The 15953-nt window shown below is 38.7% G+C and carries 14 protein-coding genes and 1 tRNA gene; 6 read left to right on the top strand and 9 right to left on the bottom strand.

Going from position 1 to position 15953, the window contains the following annotated elements; translation table 11 throughout:
• Nucleotides 1–109: 109 nt before the first annotated feature.
• The 7 genes from trpD to menB all read right to left on the bottom strand — a co-directional run bounded on the left by trpD (nucleotide 110) and on the right by menB (nucleotide 6192).
• Nucleotides 110–1129: an anthranilate phosphoribosyltransferase gene (gene trpD, locus IIC38_16040; protein ID MCH8127447.1), complete on the bottom strand. Its 1020-nt coding sequence runs from the start codon at nucleotides 1127–1129 to the stop codon at nucleotides 110–112.
• Nucleotides 1130–1267: 138 nt separating this feature from the next.
• Nucleotides 1268–1338: transfer RNA gene (locus tag IIC38_16035), tRNA-Gln, on the bottom strand.
• 97 nt (nucleotides 1339–1435) lie between these two features.
• Nucleotides 1436–2407: a patatin-like phospholipase family protein gene (locus IIC38_16030; GenBank protein ID MCH8127446.1), complete on the bottom strand. Its 972-nt coding sequence runs from the start codon at nucleotides 2405–2407 to the stop codon at nucleotides 1436–1438.
• 17 nt (nucleotides 2408–2424) lie between these two features.
• Complete coding sequence (locus tag IIC38_16025) at nucleotides 2425–2901, bottom strand: metallophosphoesterase (GenBank protein MCH8127445.1); 477 nt, start codon at nucleotides 2899–2901, stop codon at nucleotides 2425–2427.
• Nucleotides 2895–4376 carry an o-succinylbenzoate--CoA ligase gene (gene menE / locus IIC38_16020; GenBank protein MCH8127444.1) on the bottom strand — a complete coding sequence of 494 codons (1482 nt, stop codon included), beginning with the start codon at nucleotides 4374–4376 and terminating at the stop codon, nucleotides 2895–2897. The genes IIC38_16025 and menE overlap by 7 nt, the downstream gene beginning before the upstream one ends.
• Nucleotides 4377–4399: 23 nt before the next feature.
• Nucleotides 4400–5296, bottom strand: a complete 897-nt coding sequence (locus IIC38_16015) for a 1,4-dihydroxy-2-naphthoate polyprenyltransferase (protein MCH8127443.1) — start codon at nucleotides 5294–5296, stop codon at nucleotides 4400–4402.
• A gap of 74 nt (nucleotides 5297–5370) precedes the next feature.
• Nucleotides 5371–6192 carry a 1,4-dihydroxy-2-naphthoyl-CoA synthase gene (gene menB / locus IIC38_16010; GenBank protein ID MCH8127442.1) on the bottom strand — a complete coding sequence of 274 codons (822 nt, stop codon included), beginning with the start codon at nucleotides 6190–6192 and terminating at the stop codon, nucleotides 5371–5373.
• 229 nt (nucleotides 6193–6421) lie between these two features.
• On the opposite strand from menB, the gene IIC38_16005 reads away from it, so the two are divergent.
• The 5 genes from IIC38_16005 (at nucleotide 6422) to IIC38_15985 (ending at nucleotide 13016) form a co-directional block, all read left to right on the top strand.
• Nucleotides 6422–6880 carry a nuclear transport factor 2 family protein gene (locus tag IIC38_16005; GenBank protein MCH8127441.1) on the top strand — a complete coding sequence of 153 codons (459 nt, stop codon included), beginning with the start codon at nucleotides 6422–6424 and terminating at the stop codon, nucleotides 6878–6880.
• Between the two features lie 219 nt (nucleotides 6881–7099).
• Nucleotides 7100–8362: a hypothetical protein gene (locus IIC38_16000; GenBank protein MCH8127440.1), complete on the top strand. Its 1263-nt coding sequence runs from the start codon at nucleotides 7100–7102 to the stop codon at nucleotides 8360–8362.
• A 936-nt stretch (nucleotides 8363–9298) separates the two neighbouring features.
• Nucleotides 9299–9904, top strand: a complete 606-nt coding sequence (locus IIC38_15995) for a peroxidase-related enzyme (protein ID MCH8127439.1) — start codon at nucleotides 9299–9301, stop codon at nucleotides 9902–9904.
• Between the two features lie 13 nt (nucleotides 9905–9917).
• Complete coding sequence (locus IIC38_15990; protein ID MCH8127438.1) at nucleotides 9918–11315, top strand: aldehyde dehydrogenase family protein; 1398 nt, start codon at nucleotides 9918–9920, stop codon at nucleotides 11313–11315.
• Between the two features lie 366 nt (nucleotides 11316–11681).
• Entirely contained in the window at nucleotides 11682–13016 is a 1335-nt protein-coding gene (locus IIC38_15985) for a hypothetical protein (GenBank protein ID MCH8127437.1), read from the top strand.
• Between the two features lie 342 nt (nucleotides 13017–13358).
• Here IIC38_15985 and IIC38_15980 read toward each other — a convergent pair whose 3' ends face one another.
• A complete protein-coding gene (locus IIC38_15980; protein ID MCH8127436.1) occupies nucleotides 13359–14090 on the bottom strand; it encodes a hypothetical protein in 732 nt (243 codons plus the stop codon).
• Between the two features lie 511 nt (nucleotides 14091–14601).
• Between IIC38_15980 and IIC38_15975 the strand changes: the two genes are divergently transcribed.
• Complete coding sequence (locus IIC38_15975; GenBank protein MCH8127435.1) at nucleotides 14602–15243, top strand: DUF4145 domain-containing protein; 642 nt, start codon at nucleotides 14602–14604, stop codon at nucleotides 15241–15243.
• 110 nt (nucleotides 15244–15353) lie between these two features.
• Here IIC38_15975 and IIC38_15970 read toward each other — a convergent pair whose 3' ends face one another.
• Nucleotides 15354–15530: a hypothetical protein gene (locus IIC38_15970; GenBank protein MCH8127434.1), complete on the bottom strand. Its 177-nt coding sequence runs from the start codon at nucleotides 15528–15530 to the stop codon at nucleotides 15354–15356.
• Nucleotides 15531–15953: the final 423 nt, after the last annotated feature.

Raw genomic sequence — 15953 nt, 5'->3', positions numbered from 1 at the left:
GTGCCTCTGTGCCTCTGTGCCTTTGTGCCTTTGTGCCTTTGTGCCTTTGTTCCTCTATGCCTCTGTTCCTTTGTCACTTTGTTACTTTGTTACTTTGTGCCTTTGTCATCTATGAAAAACTATTACTCACTTCGACTAATTCTTTTAATTTTTTCCTTGCCAGTCCATTATCTAATGTATCTTGTGCCAATCGAATACCATCTTCTACCGTATTCACTTTATCTGACACATAAAGGGCAAAGCCAGCATTGATTACGGCCATTTCCCGATTCGCATTCTTTTCGCCTGAAAGAACGGACTTGATGATCTTTGCATTCACATTCGGCTCAGCTCCGATTGCCAAATCCGAAGTTTGAAACGAAGATTGGTAAGAATAATTATATTTTTTAATTTCATCCGAACTTTCCGAGAATTCACAAATATAGTTTTCAGCAAACGGAGAGAGTTCATCATACCCATCCGCGCTGTGGACCGTACATACTTTTTTGTAATTTTTAGCTTTTGCAACACCGGCAAGTTTACTCGAGGTTTCATGGTCAAACACACCAATTAGTTGGCGCTTAACCCTGGCAGGATTTAACAGCGGTCCTAACATATTGAATACGGTCCGTAAACCGAGGTTTTTTCGATGGGGCACTACGGCCTTCATCGCCGGGTGATACATTGGAGCGAAGAAAAAGCCTATTTTGATTTCATCAATACTTTTTTTAATTTGATCAGGACCCAAATCGATTTTAACACCAAGCGCTTCCAGGACATCCGTAGATCCACATTGACTGGATACCGCACGGTTGCCGTGTTTTGCCACTGTTACTCCGGCAGCTGCTGCGATAATAGCCACTGTGGTTGAGACATTAAATGAGTTCTTCGCATCACCGCCCGTGCCGCATACATCGATTGCATCTCCATCCTGCAAATCTACCTTTACCATATGCTTTTCCATGGTATCCACAAAACCGGTGATTTCCTCAATGCTTTCACCTTTCATGCGTAAAGCAATTAAAAAAGCACCAATTTCTGTTCCGGTAACTTCCTCTGCTACAATTGCATCCAATGCCCAGGCTGCTTCTTCACGCGTGAGATTTTGGCAATCCAATAGTTTTTCTATGGTTTGTTTTAAAATAGGCATAACCATTCTTCCTGATTCAAGTTTATGAAAGAATATTTGATTCTGTATTGCGTTAATAATAACCGTTTTTTAGCAAATAAACAAATATTCATAATAAGGATGAATTTGATTTAAGGCAAGTGATTAAAGAGGAAATTGCTGCCCGGGGAGGATTCGAACCCCCATCGACGGCTCCAAAGGCCGCTGTCCTGCCGTTAGACGACCGGGCAAAATGGCAAATAATATAGCATCTTTGCTATCCCCATGCAAACATATATAGATCAATCAGACAATTAAAAATGAAAATAAATTGTAGGGATTACTGCCTTATAAAAAATTAATTTTATCAAGCGTTGCAGGGTATTTAGCTTCTCGTTTGGAGATTGGTTTAAATATCTTTTGCCAAAATTTTGGAGTTAATTGATCCAATCTCTTCCGTATTTTTGGTAGAACCAATTCGGTTGCTATTTCGCCCGCACGGATACAATCTTTAATTTTTGAAAAATTTGCCCAGTTTAAATGACCAATCATGGGATTGATAATCACATCCGCTTCCAAAAGCTTGATCCGGTTTAATTCAGCCGCACGCAAATCATCAACATGGAAAAGGATTTCCATGCCATTCCTGAATTTACCATCTTTAATATTGGCTTCAACATTAACCGCAATCACCATATCGGCACCTAACCTTCTCGATGCCAATACCGGAACCTGGCTGGTAACATTACCATCAACTAATAACCTGCCATTTAATTCGACCGGTTCGAAAATGCCAGGGATGGCAGAGCTGGCCAGAAGAGCCGGGACTAATTGACCATGTTGTATGAGCACTTCTTCGCCATTTCGTAAATCGGTAGCGACTGCAGTAAAGGGTACTTTTAAATCGGCAAAAGTGTATTCTTTAAAAACTTCATCAAGAAGATCTTTGATTACTTTATTATCAATTAATGCAATACGAGATGTACCCATTTTGAGGATGTATAACTTTTTTAGAAAATTAAATACTCGACTAAAGGTATCTTTTTGGGATTGCGGCAATCTCCTAAAATTTCCCATTCCCTCCAGTTGTGGAATTTTTGGAAAATACTCTAAACAAACCTCTTCTAGTTTTTGAGCATCGCCAAAAAATGCATAGGTCCCACCTAATACCGATCCCATACTTGTACCGGTAATTAAGTCAATTGGAATATTTTCCCTAACCAAGACTTTCAAAACGCCAATCTGGGCCAGACCGCGTGCACCTCCCCCTCCTAGCGCTAAACCGACCCGGGGATGCCCGGAATTTCCGTTGTTCTTCATTTCTCAATATCCACACATCATAATTCAATTACTTCTACTTTATCGGTAGATGTGTTCCAAATCGTTACAGTAGAGTTTCCGGTAACCCATCCTCCGCATTCTCCGGGATTTACTACAAGCGGTTTTTCTTCCCGGACGTCAATTTCATGTGTATGCCCATAAACAATTAAATCATAATATTTACTTGCAACAATCGCACCCAAATTGTCCGGTTCATGCAATAAAACAATTTTCTTATGATCCAAAGTTAATTCTAACGGCGGCCGGTGAATGGCATCACCATATAGCGCTTTTAACCCTAATTTTTCACCATCGTTATTGCCAAAAGTAATAAACATTTCCATTTGTAGTTTTTTCATTATTTTAGCTGTAAACGGAGAAATTAAATCTCCTGCATGAAGCACGGCTTCAACTGCCCTTTCATTAAATAAGGTAACCGCTTTTGACAAAGCAGGTAAATTGTCATGACTATCACTCATAATTCCAATTAACATATTTGACTCCTGACTAGCTGTTTAAGTTTCTCTTTGTCAAATTTTCCAATAGGAGTGCGTGGAATTTCCTCCACCATAAAGACCTCGTCCGGCACGTGTAATTTCACTAAATTCGTCCTGAGAAATCGATTTAATTGATCCAATGAAAATTGGTGATCTTTTTCTTTCTCTATAAATAAGAAAGGACGCTCTCCCCACTCCTTATTTTCGACTCCAATCACAACACAATTTTTTATACCCGGAAAACGATTTGCGACTTTTTCGATTTCTTCAGGATAAATATTTTCGCCTCCTGAAATAATCATGTCATCTTTTCTTCCAACAAGATGCAAATAGCCATCATTATCTAAAAAGCCATAATCACCAGTACGAAACCATGTATGATCTGTATTTTCCGAATCACCGGAAAGATATCCTTTAAATACGACCTTTCCCCTAATGGCTATCTGCCCAACATTAGGGCTAGCAACAGAATCTCCTTTTTCGTTTTCAATACGAATTTTAAGATAAGGTAAAGGTTTTACTGCGGCACCCATTTTACTCTGTGCATCCTTAATTGACGTTGTTGCTATTTGTGAAGCTGTTTCTGTCATACCATATGTAGCGTATACAGGGAGTTGAAGTTGTATACATTTTTCGATTAACTTTTTGTTAATGTGAGCGCCACCCAGTAAAACACATTTAATATCATTTAGCCCTGAAGGGTTATCCTCAATTATTTTTTCCAATTGAACCGGAACAAGCGAAATATGGGTTATTTTGAAACCAGTTAAACATTTTTGGAGAGAATCACTGCTGAGATCATTAGTAACAAAAACGGTTTTTCCGGCTAAAAAGCAACGAAACAGAATAGCCAGGCCGCTTACATGAAAAAATGGGGTCGAAGCCAACCAGGTATCCCCGGACACAAGTGGGATATTTTGATTCGATCCAAGCGCATTAAAATAAAAATTGCCATTTGATAGTCTGACACCCTTTGGAGATCCACTGCTACCAGATGTATAAATTACAGAAACTTCTGATTCAAGATCCAAATCGCGTAGATTTTCGTCTGCCCGACCTTTTTCCAAATCTTCTGGCGTCATTTCATTTCGTAACTGATAAACCTCTAAATCCAAGCTATTTGCTAAGTCATAGTGATTGGAATCTGCAAATATCGTTTTACATTCCGTTTCTTTGACGATTTTTTGCCAGGTTTCCCGTGACCATCGTAAATTGATTGGGACGAAAGATGCCCCAATACGCATGAGAGCAAAAATATGAATAATAAATTCAATTGAGTTTGCGCTCAAAAATGCAACTCGATGGCTTTTTGAAATCCCGATGTTTTTAAGATTCCTTACTTTTTGATCGATTAAACAATGACATTGTGTATAAGATATTTCCTTTTCACCATCGGTTACAGCAATTGTATCAGGTATACTAATGGCCTTATCTGCGATTGGGCATGTGAAGTATGAATCTGTATTAGACATCTAATTTTACTTCCGATGAAGTTTTACAAGTTCCAACCAATTGAAAAAAGAATACCAAATAAAGCGAGTGCTTTTCCGGTCTGGGCTAAAACCTGGTTTAATTCTGGCCCTTCAATTAGAAAGACCTTTTTAATTGAAGGAATCATCATAAAAATAGAAAGTAGTGAAATCAAAACCGGAGAATGAACGGGATCAGTAATCGAAATAAAGATTGGAAAGAATAAAGCGCCTATTAATAAAATGAGATATTCTATTTTCGCAAATTTCTTTCCAAATCTGACAGCCAAACTTCGTTTCCCTGTTTTTTTATCAGTTTCATAGTCTCTTAAGTTATTAACAGTAAGAATAGCGGTGGATATCATCCCGGCCGAAACACCTGCCAAAATTGCCATTTTGTTTAATTCAAGGGCATTCACATAATACGTACCCGCAACTGCAACCGGCCCAAAAAATAAAAGGACAAAAACATCCGCCCAGCCGGTATAACCCAGCGGATATGGACCCGCAGTATATAAAATACCAAATAACAAAGACAGAATTCCAATGGCTAAAACAGGAAATCCGCCACGAATAACCAGGTACAATCCAATGAGTACTGCTAATCCAAATATAATTAGAATAGCAAATTTCATTTTTTTTGGCGAGACCAATCCAGCCTGAGTTACACGCATAGGTCCGATTCGATCCTGGGTATCAGTTTGTTTTAAATAATCAAAAAGATCATTTGCAAAGTTAGTACCTATTTGGATAAATACCGAACCTGCCAAAGCTGCACAAAAAGCCAGTACATGAAACTTGGAAGCATCAAAAGCCATTGCACCGCCCATGAGTACCGGTATAATTCCCGCCCAGAGAGTCTTGGGTCTGGCTGCAAGCAGCCAGATTTGCCATTGTGTATATTGTTGTGAATTTGAATTCATACTATTTAATACTTTAAATCTTAAACCGTAGCAACTCTTCGGGGAGTCGTAGCGTATGTGAATTCAAAAGCAGGTTATGGATACCGTTTGAATTTTGAAAAATCCGGCTTCCGCTTTTCGAGAAAAGCATTTCTCCCTTCCTGGCCTTCTTCAGTCATGTAAAAAAGTAAAGTCGCATTACCGGCTAGTTCCTGCAATCCAGCTTGCCCGTCACAATCGGCATTTAAGGCTGCTTTTAAGCACCGAATTGCCATAGGGCTATTGCTCAAAATTTCAGAACACCATTGGATGGTTTCCTGCTCTAAATCTTCGTATGGCACCACCCGGTTTACCAAGCCCATTTCCAAAGCTTCTTCCGCATTATATTGCCGGCACAAGAACCAAATTTCCCGGGCCTTCTTCTGCCCCACAATACGCGCCATATAACTAGCGCCATAACCACCGTCGAAAGAACCTACTTTTGGACCGGTTTGCCCAAATATTGCATTGTCCGCAGCTATGGTCAAATCACATATAAGATGGAGAATATGACCGCCACCAATGGCATACCCCGCCACCATGGCAATTACTGCTTTGGGCAAGGTTCTAATCTGGCGCTGCAGATCCAGGACATTCAGCCTGGCAATACCTTTGTCATCCACATACCCGGCATCTCCACGGACTTTTTGATCTCCCCCTGAACAGAATGCCTCTTTGCCCTCGCCGGTTAAAATGACCACCCCAATATCGGAATCATCCCTGGCATCATTAAATGCCTGTGACATCTCTTTTATGGTCAGAGGCCGGAAAGCATTTCTGACCTGGGGCCGATTAATGATTATTTTTGCGATGCCCTGCCATTTTTGATATTTGATATCTTTAAAAGAACCGGCATCTTGCCACGAAATTTGATTCATAAATGCTCCTGTTTAGTATTTTCTCAAAAAAATTGCTTCTGTTTTGGATTCGAACAAAGCATATTTTAATATTTTAAAATGAATCAATCAATTTGTTTATGCTATTTCCGGAAATTGAATTGAAATTAAAGGAATAAACAGCTTGACAAAGATTTTCTAAACCACTATCTTGATAAGCATTTTCAAATTCACCACAATTTCATAATTTCATAAACGTTTGGAGGAAGAGATGAATAAAAAAGGAATTTCTATAATTGGAATTCTTCTATTGCTTGCCTTTATTGGTTGCGCCCAGTCTATCGATATGGACGCAGAAAAAGCAAGCATCGAAGAAGCGTTGAGCAATTGTTATCATGCCGTTCAAGACCAGGATTGGGCAGCGTTGGCAGCTGTAAGCACTGATGATATGATGCATTACAACCATATGGGCGACAAATGGAATATGGAAGATTTAAAAGGATTTTTCACAGATCATATTACCAATCACACGATTAATATTAGCAATGTCAACATTCATGTATCCGGAGATGGAAGTCTTGCCTGGGCAACGGTTGACGAAGCCACGGAATATCAATTTGATGGAAATCCGGTAAAGGAAAATGCCATTTTCACTTTTATCTTTGAAAAAGAAGGCACGGACTGGAAGGTTGCGCACTTCCATCGTTCAATGCCTTCGCCGACAATGTAAATATCGATCAAAATACAATTCTTCTTAAAAATGAGCAGCCTTTTCTATGACTGCTCATTTTTTATTTTGGGGAACTTTCAAATTTATCTAAACCAAACTACATTTTTTTACGTCTTAAAAAACAATACAAAATTTAATGAACACAATAACCTGCTTTATGGTATTAAATTCGATAGTATAAAATGCCTTTTCAATTAATTGCGGATAGGGAGTTTCATAATGCGTTTTTTCCAGCCAATCCTGTTTCTGATTTTGACAAATCTGTACCTTCTTTGTGGTTCATCTTTTGCTCAGGTTGAGGAAGATAGTCTAAGCAATTCAAAACTTCTTGCACCCAAAGTATATCTAGATTGTAATCGTTGTGATTTTAATTACATTCGACGAGAAATTACCTTTGTTAATTACGTTCGAGATCGCAAAGTTGCCGAGGTTCATTTAATGGTAACGACCCAGAGAACGGGTAGCGGCGGCACTGAATATACTCTGCATTTCCTGGGTCAGAATAACTATGCAGGTATGAACGACACTTTAATTTATGCAACTAACCAAACGGACACACGTGAAGAAAGAAGGGCAGGATATACGCGATCAATGAAATTGGGGTTAATACGCTATGCTGCCAAAACTCCTATTGCGAATCAAATTGATATTTCATACAAAGAACCTGCTCAACAAGAAGAAGTTGTTGACAAATGGAATTACTGGGTGTTTCGAACGAATGCGAATACATTTTTCTTTGGCCAGGAATCGACAAGTTTTCTGAATCTGAATGGTTCCGTCCGTGCCACTCGTATTACGGACCATTGGAAGATCAGGTCGAATTTTAATATTCGCTATAATGAACAAAACTTTGAAACGACTGATGGAGATACTAAATATATAACTCGTAATTATAATTTCAGCACTTTGATTGTTAAAAGCATTAATAATCATTGGTCGATAGGAGGAAGAACATTTACTTCGACATCGACATTTAACAACACCAAATTTAGAGCAGGTATTTCTCCGGCAATCGAGTATAATTTTTTCCCTTACTCAGAATCAACCCGGAAAGAATTCAGGATTAACTATAGCCTCAATTATAACAATGTGAGATATGAAGAAATTACTGTTTTTGACAAAACTAAAGAAACATTATTTAACCAGGAACTAGGAATCACCCTTGAAGTGAACCAGACATGGGGCTCGGCTGAAACAAGATTAGAAGCTTTGAATTATCTCCATGACTTTAGCTTAAATAGAGTCGAACTTTCTGCTGAACTAGATTTAAAATTGTTCAAAGGATTTTCACTAAGACTGGATGGTGAAATTTCGAGTATTCGAGACCAGATTTCGTTGCCAAAAGAAGAAGCAAGTGATGAAGAAATACTTCTCGGACGAGTTCAACTGCCGACTTCATTCCAATATTTTGGTTCAATCGGCATCAGTTATACATTTGGATCTATTTACAGTAATATTGTAAATTCGAGATTTGGGAGGTAATTAGAATTCAATCAATTAAATCTTACCAAATGGAAGAAACAAACTTATATTTTCTCAACCTTTTATCTTTTGAAAGAATGAAGGGTGTCAAAGGAACCAATCGTAATTGAACCATATTTAAAGCTTTTTCTATCCAGACGATAGGATCACTAGTAATACCTAGTCTTTTTTTCTATTAACCTGGACAATTCATAGCCACCAAGACACAAAGCTTTAAAAAATAAAGGTTAAGAAAGGTTGATTTTTTATATTGACCGAAAATTGGTTCATAGTAATCTTCTTTATAACTTTCATATTCTTAGTGACTTAGAGTCTTTGTGGCAAAAATTCATGAATAGTGCAAGTTAATTTACAAAACTCCCAAAGTGAAATTGCGGAAATTAATAGCTCATCATATTCTTGTTTTTGAATAATTTCTTTAACTCTATTGATACATTATCAGGGTGCGTATGCCACCAGATCCATAATATGTATCTAAAAAGAATTTTCACCCGTTAGCTTCCCACATTCCATCATCTAAAGGTGAAACCATGTCTTTTTCGAATATGATTGTATCCGCCAATTTCCCTGGTTGATTGTATGTTGTATCATCATTAAACGGTTTCCGAAGCACTACCCATTTTCATTTATCACTTTATAAATCTTGTGAATCCTGTCTAATACTTTTACGAATAAGTACGCATTATGATGATGATCCTTAAGTCATTGAATATTTTTGAATTCCTTTAGCCAATATGTTTTCTTAGGTTTCAATAAAGATTCTGATTATAATATATGAGTTCATTCTAAAAAGGCGGGATACCGATTTCATCGATCTCATAAGCATTTGTTTTTATTTATCATTTTTTTTTAGAAAAGCGATGGCATCGGTTTTTAGAGTAGACTCAATATATTAAATACAAATATATCCTTTTTGAAAACCTATTTTGGAGAATAATGAGCTGGATCAAAACCATTTCTTACCAGAATGCAACCGGCAAGCTGAAAGCACTATACGACCGCATCAAAGGTCCAAATGATTATCTGGATAATATCCTGAAAGTCCATAGCCTGAGGCCTCATACTCTCGAGGGCCATATGAAACTGTATAAAAATGTTCTTCATCATCTCGATAACCAACTTCCGAAATGGCTGCTGGAAGCAATTGGTGTTTATGTCAGCCTGCTAAATAGTTGTGAGTATTGTGTCCAGCATCATTTCCAGGGAATGCGTAAACTGCTAAATGATGATACACGGTCAAATGTTATTTTTACTGCATTGAAGCAAGAAGATCCGGCTTCTGCCTTTCACGACAAAGAGCTTGCCATTTTCAATTATGCTGCCAAACTGACAAAATCCCCGAATAGTGTTTCCGAGAACGATGTGAAAGATTTACGAGAGTCAGGGTTTAGCGATGAAGAGATTTTGGAAATCAACCAGGTGGTTAGCTATTTTGCTTATGCTAATCGAACTGTGCTGGGCTTGGGTGTAAACACAGATGGAGATATCATCGGTCTCTCACCCAGCGACTCTGACAATCCAAACAATTGGCAGCACAAATAATAAAAAAATCAAAATGAATCCAGAGATCACCAGGATATTCGAGCTTCAACTGGCAAATAAAAGAAAAATCAGGCAGACAAGTGCGGAAGAACGCATCCAAAAGATAAACCGTTTGATGGAAGCAATAAACGATCGTCTGCCGGAACTAAAAAAAGCTGTCTTTGAAGATCTGGGAAAACCACCTGCAGAAGCCATGTTAAGTGAAGTTTACCCGGTAACTACAGAAATTAAAACGATGCGACGCAAATTAGCAAAGTGGATGCATCCCAAACATGTGCGGGCGCCAATTGCACTGTTGGGTTCAAAGAATGAAATCCACCTTGAACCCAAAGGTGTGGTTTTAATTATGGCGCCCTGGAATTTCCCGTTCCAGCTGGCAATGAGTCCATTGATGTCGGCCATTGCTGCCGGTAATTGTGTGATGTTAAAACCATCTGAAATAAGTGCAAACACCTCGAAATTTATTAAGAGTTTGATTGATGATGTTTTTGAACAAAATGAAGTAGCTGTTTTTGAAGGGGATGCTGAGGTTGGCAAGGCGTTGCTAGAGCTCCCTTTCAACCATATTCTTTTCACAGGAAGTACATCGGTTGGAAAAAAAGTAATGGCTGCGGCCGCCAAACATCTATCTTCCGTCACATTGGAATTGGGTGGCAAATCACCGGTAATCATCGATAAAACTGCAGACATTAAAGAAGCGGCAAAAAGGATTACATGGGGCAAATTTCTAAATGCCGGGCAGACCTGTATCGCTCCGGACTATGTTCTGGTGCCGAAGAAACAGCTTGATGAATTTGTAGACAAATCCAAAAAGCATATTCAAAAACTTTATGGGAAAAAGGCTGTCAATAACAACATGGATTATTGCCGCATCATTGATGAAAAGGCCTTTACCCGGCTCAAGAATTTGGTTGATGAAGCCTTGAAAAGCGGTGCGGCTATTCAAATAGGTGGAGAATTTACAGATGAACATTTCATAGCCCCCACACTTATGACGAATGTCAGCCTGGATTCCGGCATTATGAAGGAGGAAATTTTTGGGCCAATTTTACCAATCCTACCTTATGATTCAATTGAAGATGCATTGGATATGATCAATTCCAAACCCAATCCATTGGCACTATATATTTTTTCAAAAGACAAAGAAATTAACCGGCAAATCCTCCAAAATACTTCAGCAGGAGATACGGTGATCAATGATGTGGTGGTACATTTCAGCAATATTAATTTACCTTTCGGAGGTTCCAATCATAGTGGAATTGGAAAATCTCACGGTTTCGCCGGATTTAAAGCCTTTTCTCATGAGCGATCGGTAATGCATCAACCAAGATTCAGCATGGTAAAGTTGTTATATCCTCCCTATTCCGCCATCACAAAAAAAATTATCGACCTCACCGTAAAATATTTTTAAACCAATTAAATTAACCTGATCTATTCATAGTGCAGCTCAAGGCTGTAAACAAAAAATATACTTTAACTAATCTAGATGTTCTTTTTTAGACAGGATAAACAGGATAAAAATCCATTAAATCTTGTTAATCCTGTCAAAAAAGAAAAAACAACTATTAAAAGTTTGTTCAAAAAACAAAGTTTTACACTGTAATAGCATAAACCTACTCGGGATAACATCAAGGGTATTTATCGATTTGCGAACCAGCATTTTTCACTCTATTCTTTCAAATTCCTTTTTTAAACTTCAACTATCATTTTTTAACTTTTTAAAAACTTAGCGTTTATGAACCCTTTATTATTCTTTTACGAGAACTTTTTACTATAAATGACCGAACAAAATCAAACCCTGAGCCAAAAGAAAATATTGTTATTTTGGCTTCCGTTGGCTGCCACATGGATTATGATGTCAACCGAAGGGAATTTCCTGGCCGCCATTATCGCCCGATTAGCAGAGCCTAAATACAACCTTGCGGCATATGGGGTTGCGTTCTCTTTTGCACTCATCATCGAAGCGCCGATCATCATGATTATGAGCGCTTCCACAGCGTTAGTTCGGGATAAACAATCCTTTTTGAAACTGCGGAACTTCACCTATTTTCTCAATGCCTGCTTAACAGGAATCATATTAATTGTAATTTTTCCATCCCTGTTTTATTTCCTGACGATTACTTTAATCGGGTTACCCGAAAATATCGCCAGGCTAACACATCATGCCATGATCCTCCTTATTCCATGGCCTGCCGCTATAGGTTACCGTCGATTTTTTCATGGCATTTTGATTCGAAACAATTTAACCAGGCGTGTTGCCTATTCCACTACAATTCGCATGTTGACTATGGCAACCACGGCTCTAATTTTATTTTCATTCTTCGAATTGGATGGCGCATTGGTTGGCGCTGCTGCATTATCTGCAGGAGTCTGTATCGAGGCTTTGGCAAGCCGGTTTATGGTCCGCCAACTTGTCAAACGATTATTATCAGGCAAAGAGACTGAAGAGTCCGGAAAAGGACCTTTAACCTACCGGTCAATTACAAGCTTTTATTATCCGTTGGCATTAACCTCTATGATTGCTCTTGGCGCTCATCCTATCATCACATTTTTTTTGGGCCAAAGCCGGATGGCGATCGATTCTCTTGCAGTCTGGCCTGTCATTGTTTCGCTCTCCTTCATTTTAATCAGCCTGGGATTATCCACCCAGGAAGTGATTATTGCACTGATTGGAGACAAATTTGAAAATTATAAACCGTTGAAAAAATTCAGCCTTGCACTTACATTTATTGTATTTTTAATTATGACTTTCTTTGTATACACGCCGGTCTCTGCACTATGGTTAAGAACCGTCTCAGGTTTGACTATTGAATTATCCGAATTTGCTCTTAAACCGCTTGCTTACTATATATTTATTCCGGCTGCATCCGTCTGGCTGTGTTTTCAGCGCTCAATCCTGGTAGCAGCGCGTAGAACAGGACTCGTTACTATTGCTTCCGGCATAGAGATCGTTTTTATTGTGTCGGTTCTGTTTATTACCGTACAATACCTGGATTTTGTCGGAGTGATTGCTGCAGTAACCGCATTCAATGTGGCCAGGGTCTTTTCTGTTTCTTACCTGTTTTTTGCCTGTCGAAAGGTGTTGCGGCCGGGTTCTTTAGGGGCTAGTTGAAAATTACATTTTTCTACCCTGGAATAAAATTGAGTCCCACACTTACTTAAAAAATCAAACCAATGAATACTCATAAAACAATTTTTTAAAATCCATAACTAGTGTCTGAACGAAAACTCGACAACTAGTGTCATTCCGGTAATTTTTTGAGCCGAAATCTAATCATTACAAGCAGGTAGATTCCCGCTAAAAGCATGCGGGAATGACAGAATGGATGCTTTTACGTTCAGACACTAACTAAAAAGACATCACCTTGAAATCTCGAAGCTCACATTCGAATTTTCAAGGCATGTTAAGCTCATTTCACACAAAATAGAACCGAAACCATCAAATATATCTGTCCTACTTCTCCTTTTCCGGCATCTTGAAATAACTGTCTTCTATCTCGACATTGGTCTCCATTTTTTTTATGGTTATTTGCGCAAGAACGTTTCCACCTGCCTTTGATTCGATAGAATGAGGCATCATGAGCCCGTCTATCTCTTTGTAATCACTCAGGAAGGTGTGAACTTCTTGTTCCAAACCCTGGATCTTCTGTTTGGAAATTGTTTTAACTTCAAGGAAATATTCACCGTCCAGGTAATAGTACCGCACACTTCCATTTTTAAGCGTACATTTCAATTTAAATACTTCAGTCCCTTCCATATCCTCCTTGCCCATTAACTCTAATTTGTGACCCTTTTCTTTATAATTTATCAAATGACCATCGAATTCGGAATCGTCCCTGAATGGTTTGGCTTGATCGTCAGGCATTAATTGCGGATTTAGATCTCCCATAAATGGAAAGATCCACCAGGCTGTTTCACCATCATAGGATTGTACCATCTTTTGTCCTTGCAGCATCATTTCAAGACGCACCAGGTTGGGTCTCTTACGGTATAAGGTTATATCGCCCTGGATCATGCCACCCTGGACTATTATCGATCCTTTTGCCCGCATAGTTTTGAGTTTTGTGAGGTTCTCCATTCCTCCCCTGGCTTCTATATTTTTCTTTAAGATCTCATCCAGAGATTGCCCATATAACGTTGAGCCAACCAGGCATAACAGCAAAAATAATGAAATTCTTCGCACCATTATATTCTCCTTTTAACTGTTTCTTGAATTTACTCAATTTCCATTTTTTTTGAAGACTGAATATCTGGTTAGAAATAGATAAAATCAAGAATTTTTTGGGATATTGCCGGGAAACCACAGGCGAAAGATTGCATAGAGCGGCTTAAAAAATTCAAAGGTGCCGACTTGCCGGAATGGGAAACCGGCAGAGCCTGCCAGCCGGAACCTCCTGAAAAACGACCGCTTCTGTATCGGGCAAATTATGCGGATGTTTTTGATAGGACGGAATAAGCCACAGACTTACACAGACTAAAAACGCACTCATATTCCTGTACCCCCTCAACTGTCATTCCCGTCCCGCCTGGGCGCGGGATTGTCGGGAATCTAAAAGAGGTTGTGGTAGAGCACAAAACCTTGATACGAGCGATATTAATAACTATTATCAATGATTTGGATGAACGACTTGATTTGTCATCTATAAATGGTATGAGCGACTTGTTCATACCTATTAGGTGCCTGTGGAGATTGAAGAATGAACAACAATATTCCTTATACACCTCCCAAGTTTAATACAGATGGCTTCAATTGCCCTCACTGTCATGCTTATGCAGACCAGCATTTTGGAATGACCATTATGACGGTTGGCGAAAGAAACTATGGGCTTATTCAGAAATATTGGGCCAGCCGATGTATGAGGTGTTCAGAGTTCGCCTTGTGGATCAACGAAAAATTAGTGTACCCTACCACCCAAACTGCTCCAGCTCCAAACCCTGATCTTCCTGACGATATCAAAACTGACTACGACGAGGCCAGAGAAATACTGGACAAGTCTCCTCGAGGAGCAGCTGCTTTATTGCGCCTAGGTATACAAAAACTTTGTAAGGAACTTGGTGAACCCGGAAAAAATATAAATGCCGATATCGGTACTCTGGTGGAAAAAGGGCTTTCGCCAAAGATTCAACAAGCTCTGGATATATTAAGGGTTGTTGGAAACCACGCAGTGCATCCTTGTCAGATTGATTTGGATGACAAAGACGACGTTGCACAAAAGCTATTTCTAATATTGAAGATTCTATCGACGCCAAATCTCAACCATATCCAAATCCACGAAACACAACAAGTAAGAGAATGCTTCCTGTCACCCTACCTTGCACGGTTGATATTGACGTCATGACGTTAGATTTTATCTTCTAAGAATGACACAAAGGCTATTTGCCGGATGTAATGTTTGGTAAGCGGCCTGTTTTTAGTATCTAATTAAAGAACCATGAATTGCAACTTACGTTATTGCTGTAACCAATGTTTCAATGTTAAAACTGCTGTTCCTGGCTTAGCTTTAACAAGATTAATTATATTCTTTTTAAATACTTCAAGATCATGATTATCTTCTTTTTTATTCCTGTCCAATACTTGTTTTATCTCCATAGATTCTTTTGCTTTCTCTAACAGGTTGTTTTTCATGATCAATTCCATCCTTAATGGTCAGCCATTTATCATTACGAGAACATGGTGTATCTGTAACGATTGACGCCATAAATTAGTGTTAAATAGTAATAATGGTAGGGCCGACTGGATTCGAACCAGCTACCTCTTGCCCCCCGGAAAATCCAGACGGCTACTAATGGCTACGCTCTATCTTTGATCCATCTTAACTGTTTTAACTGTTTTATTTCATTATACATTATTAAAGTGCTCTTTACCTATTTACACCGTATATAGAACGACCCTGCATCTCCCCATGTTGTGTTATATATATTCCTATTCTCTAATTTTTCTGGGAGGAAGCAAGAGAATTTGATAAATTAGAGAAATACTGCAATAATACTGTTTTAAATCACTAGAAAATAAGGACTGTGTCAATGAGTAATGAATAAACGCCTATTA

The organism is candidate division KSB1 bacterium (genome assembly GCA_022566355.1).
Taxonomy (GTDB): domain Bacteria; phylum Zhuqueibacterota; class JdFR-76; order JdFR-76; family DREG01; genus JADFJB01.
Note: the sequence above shows the minus strand (reverse complement) of the source record. Positions and strands in the feature narration are given on the sequence as shown.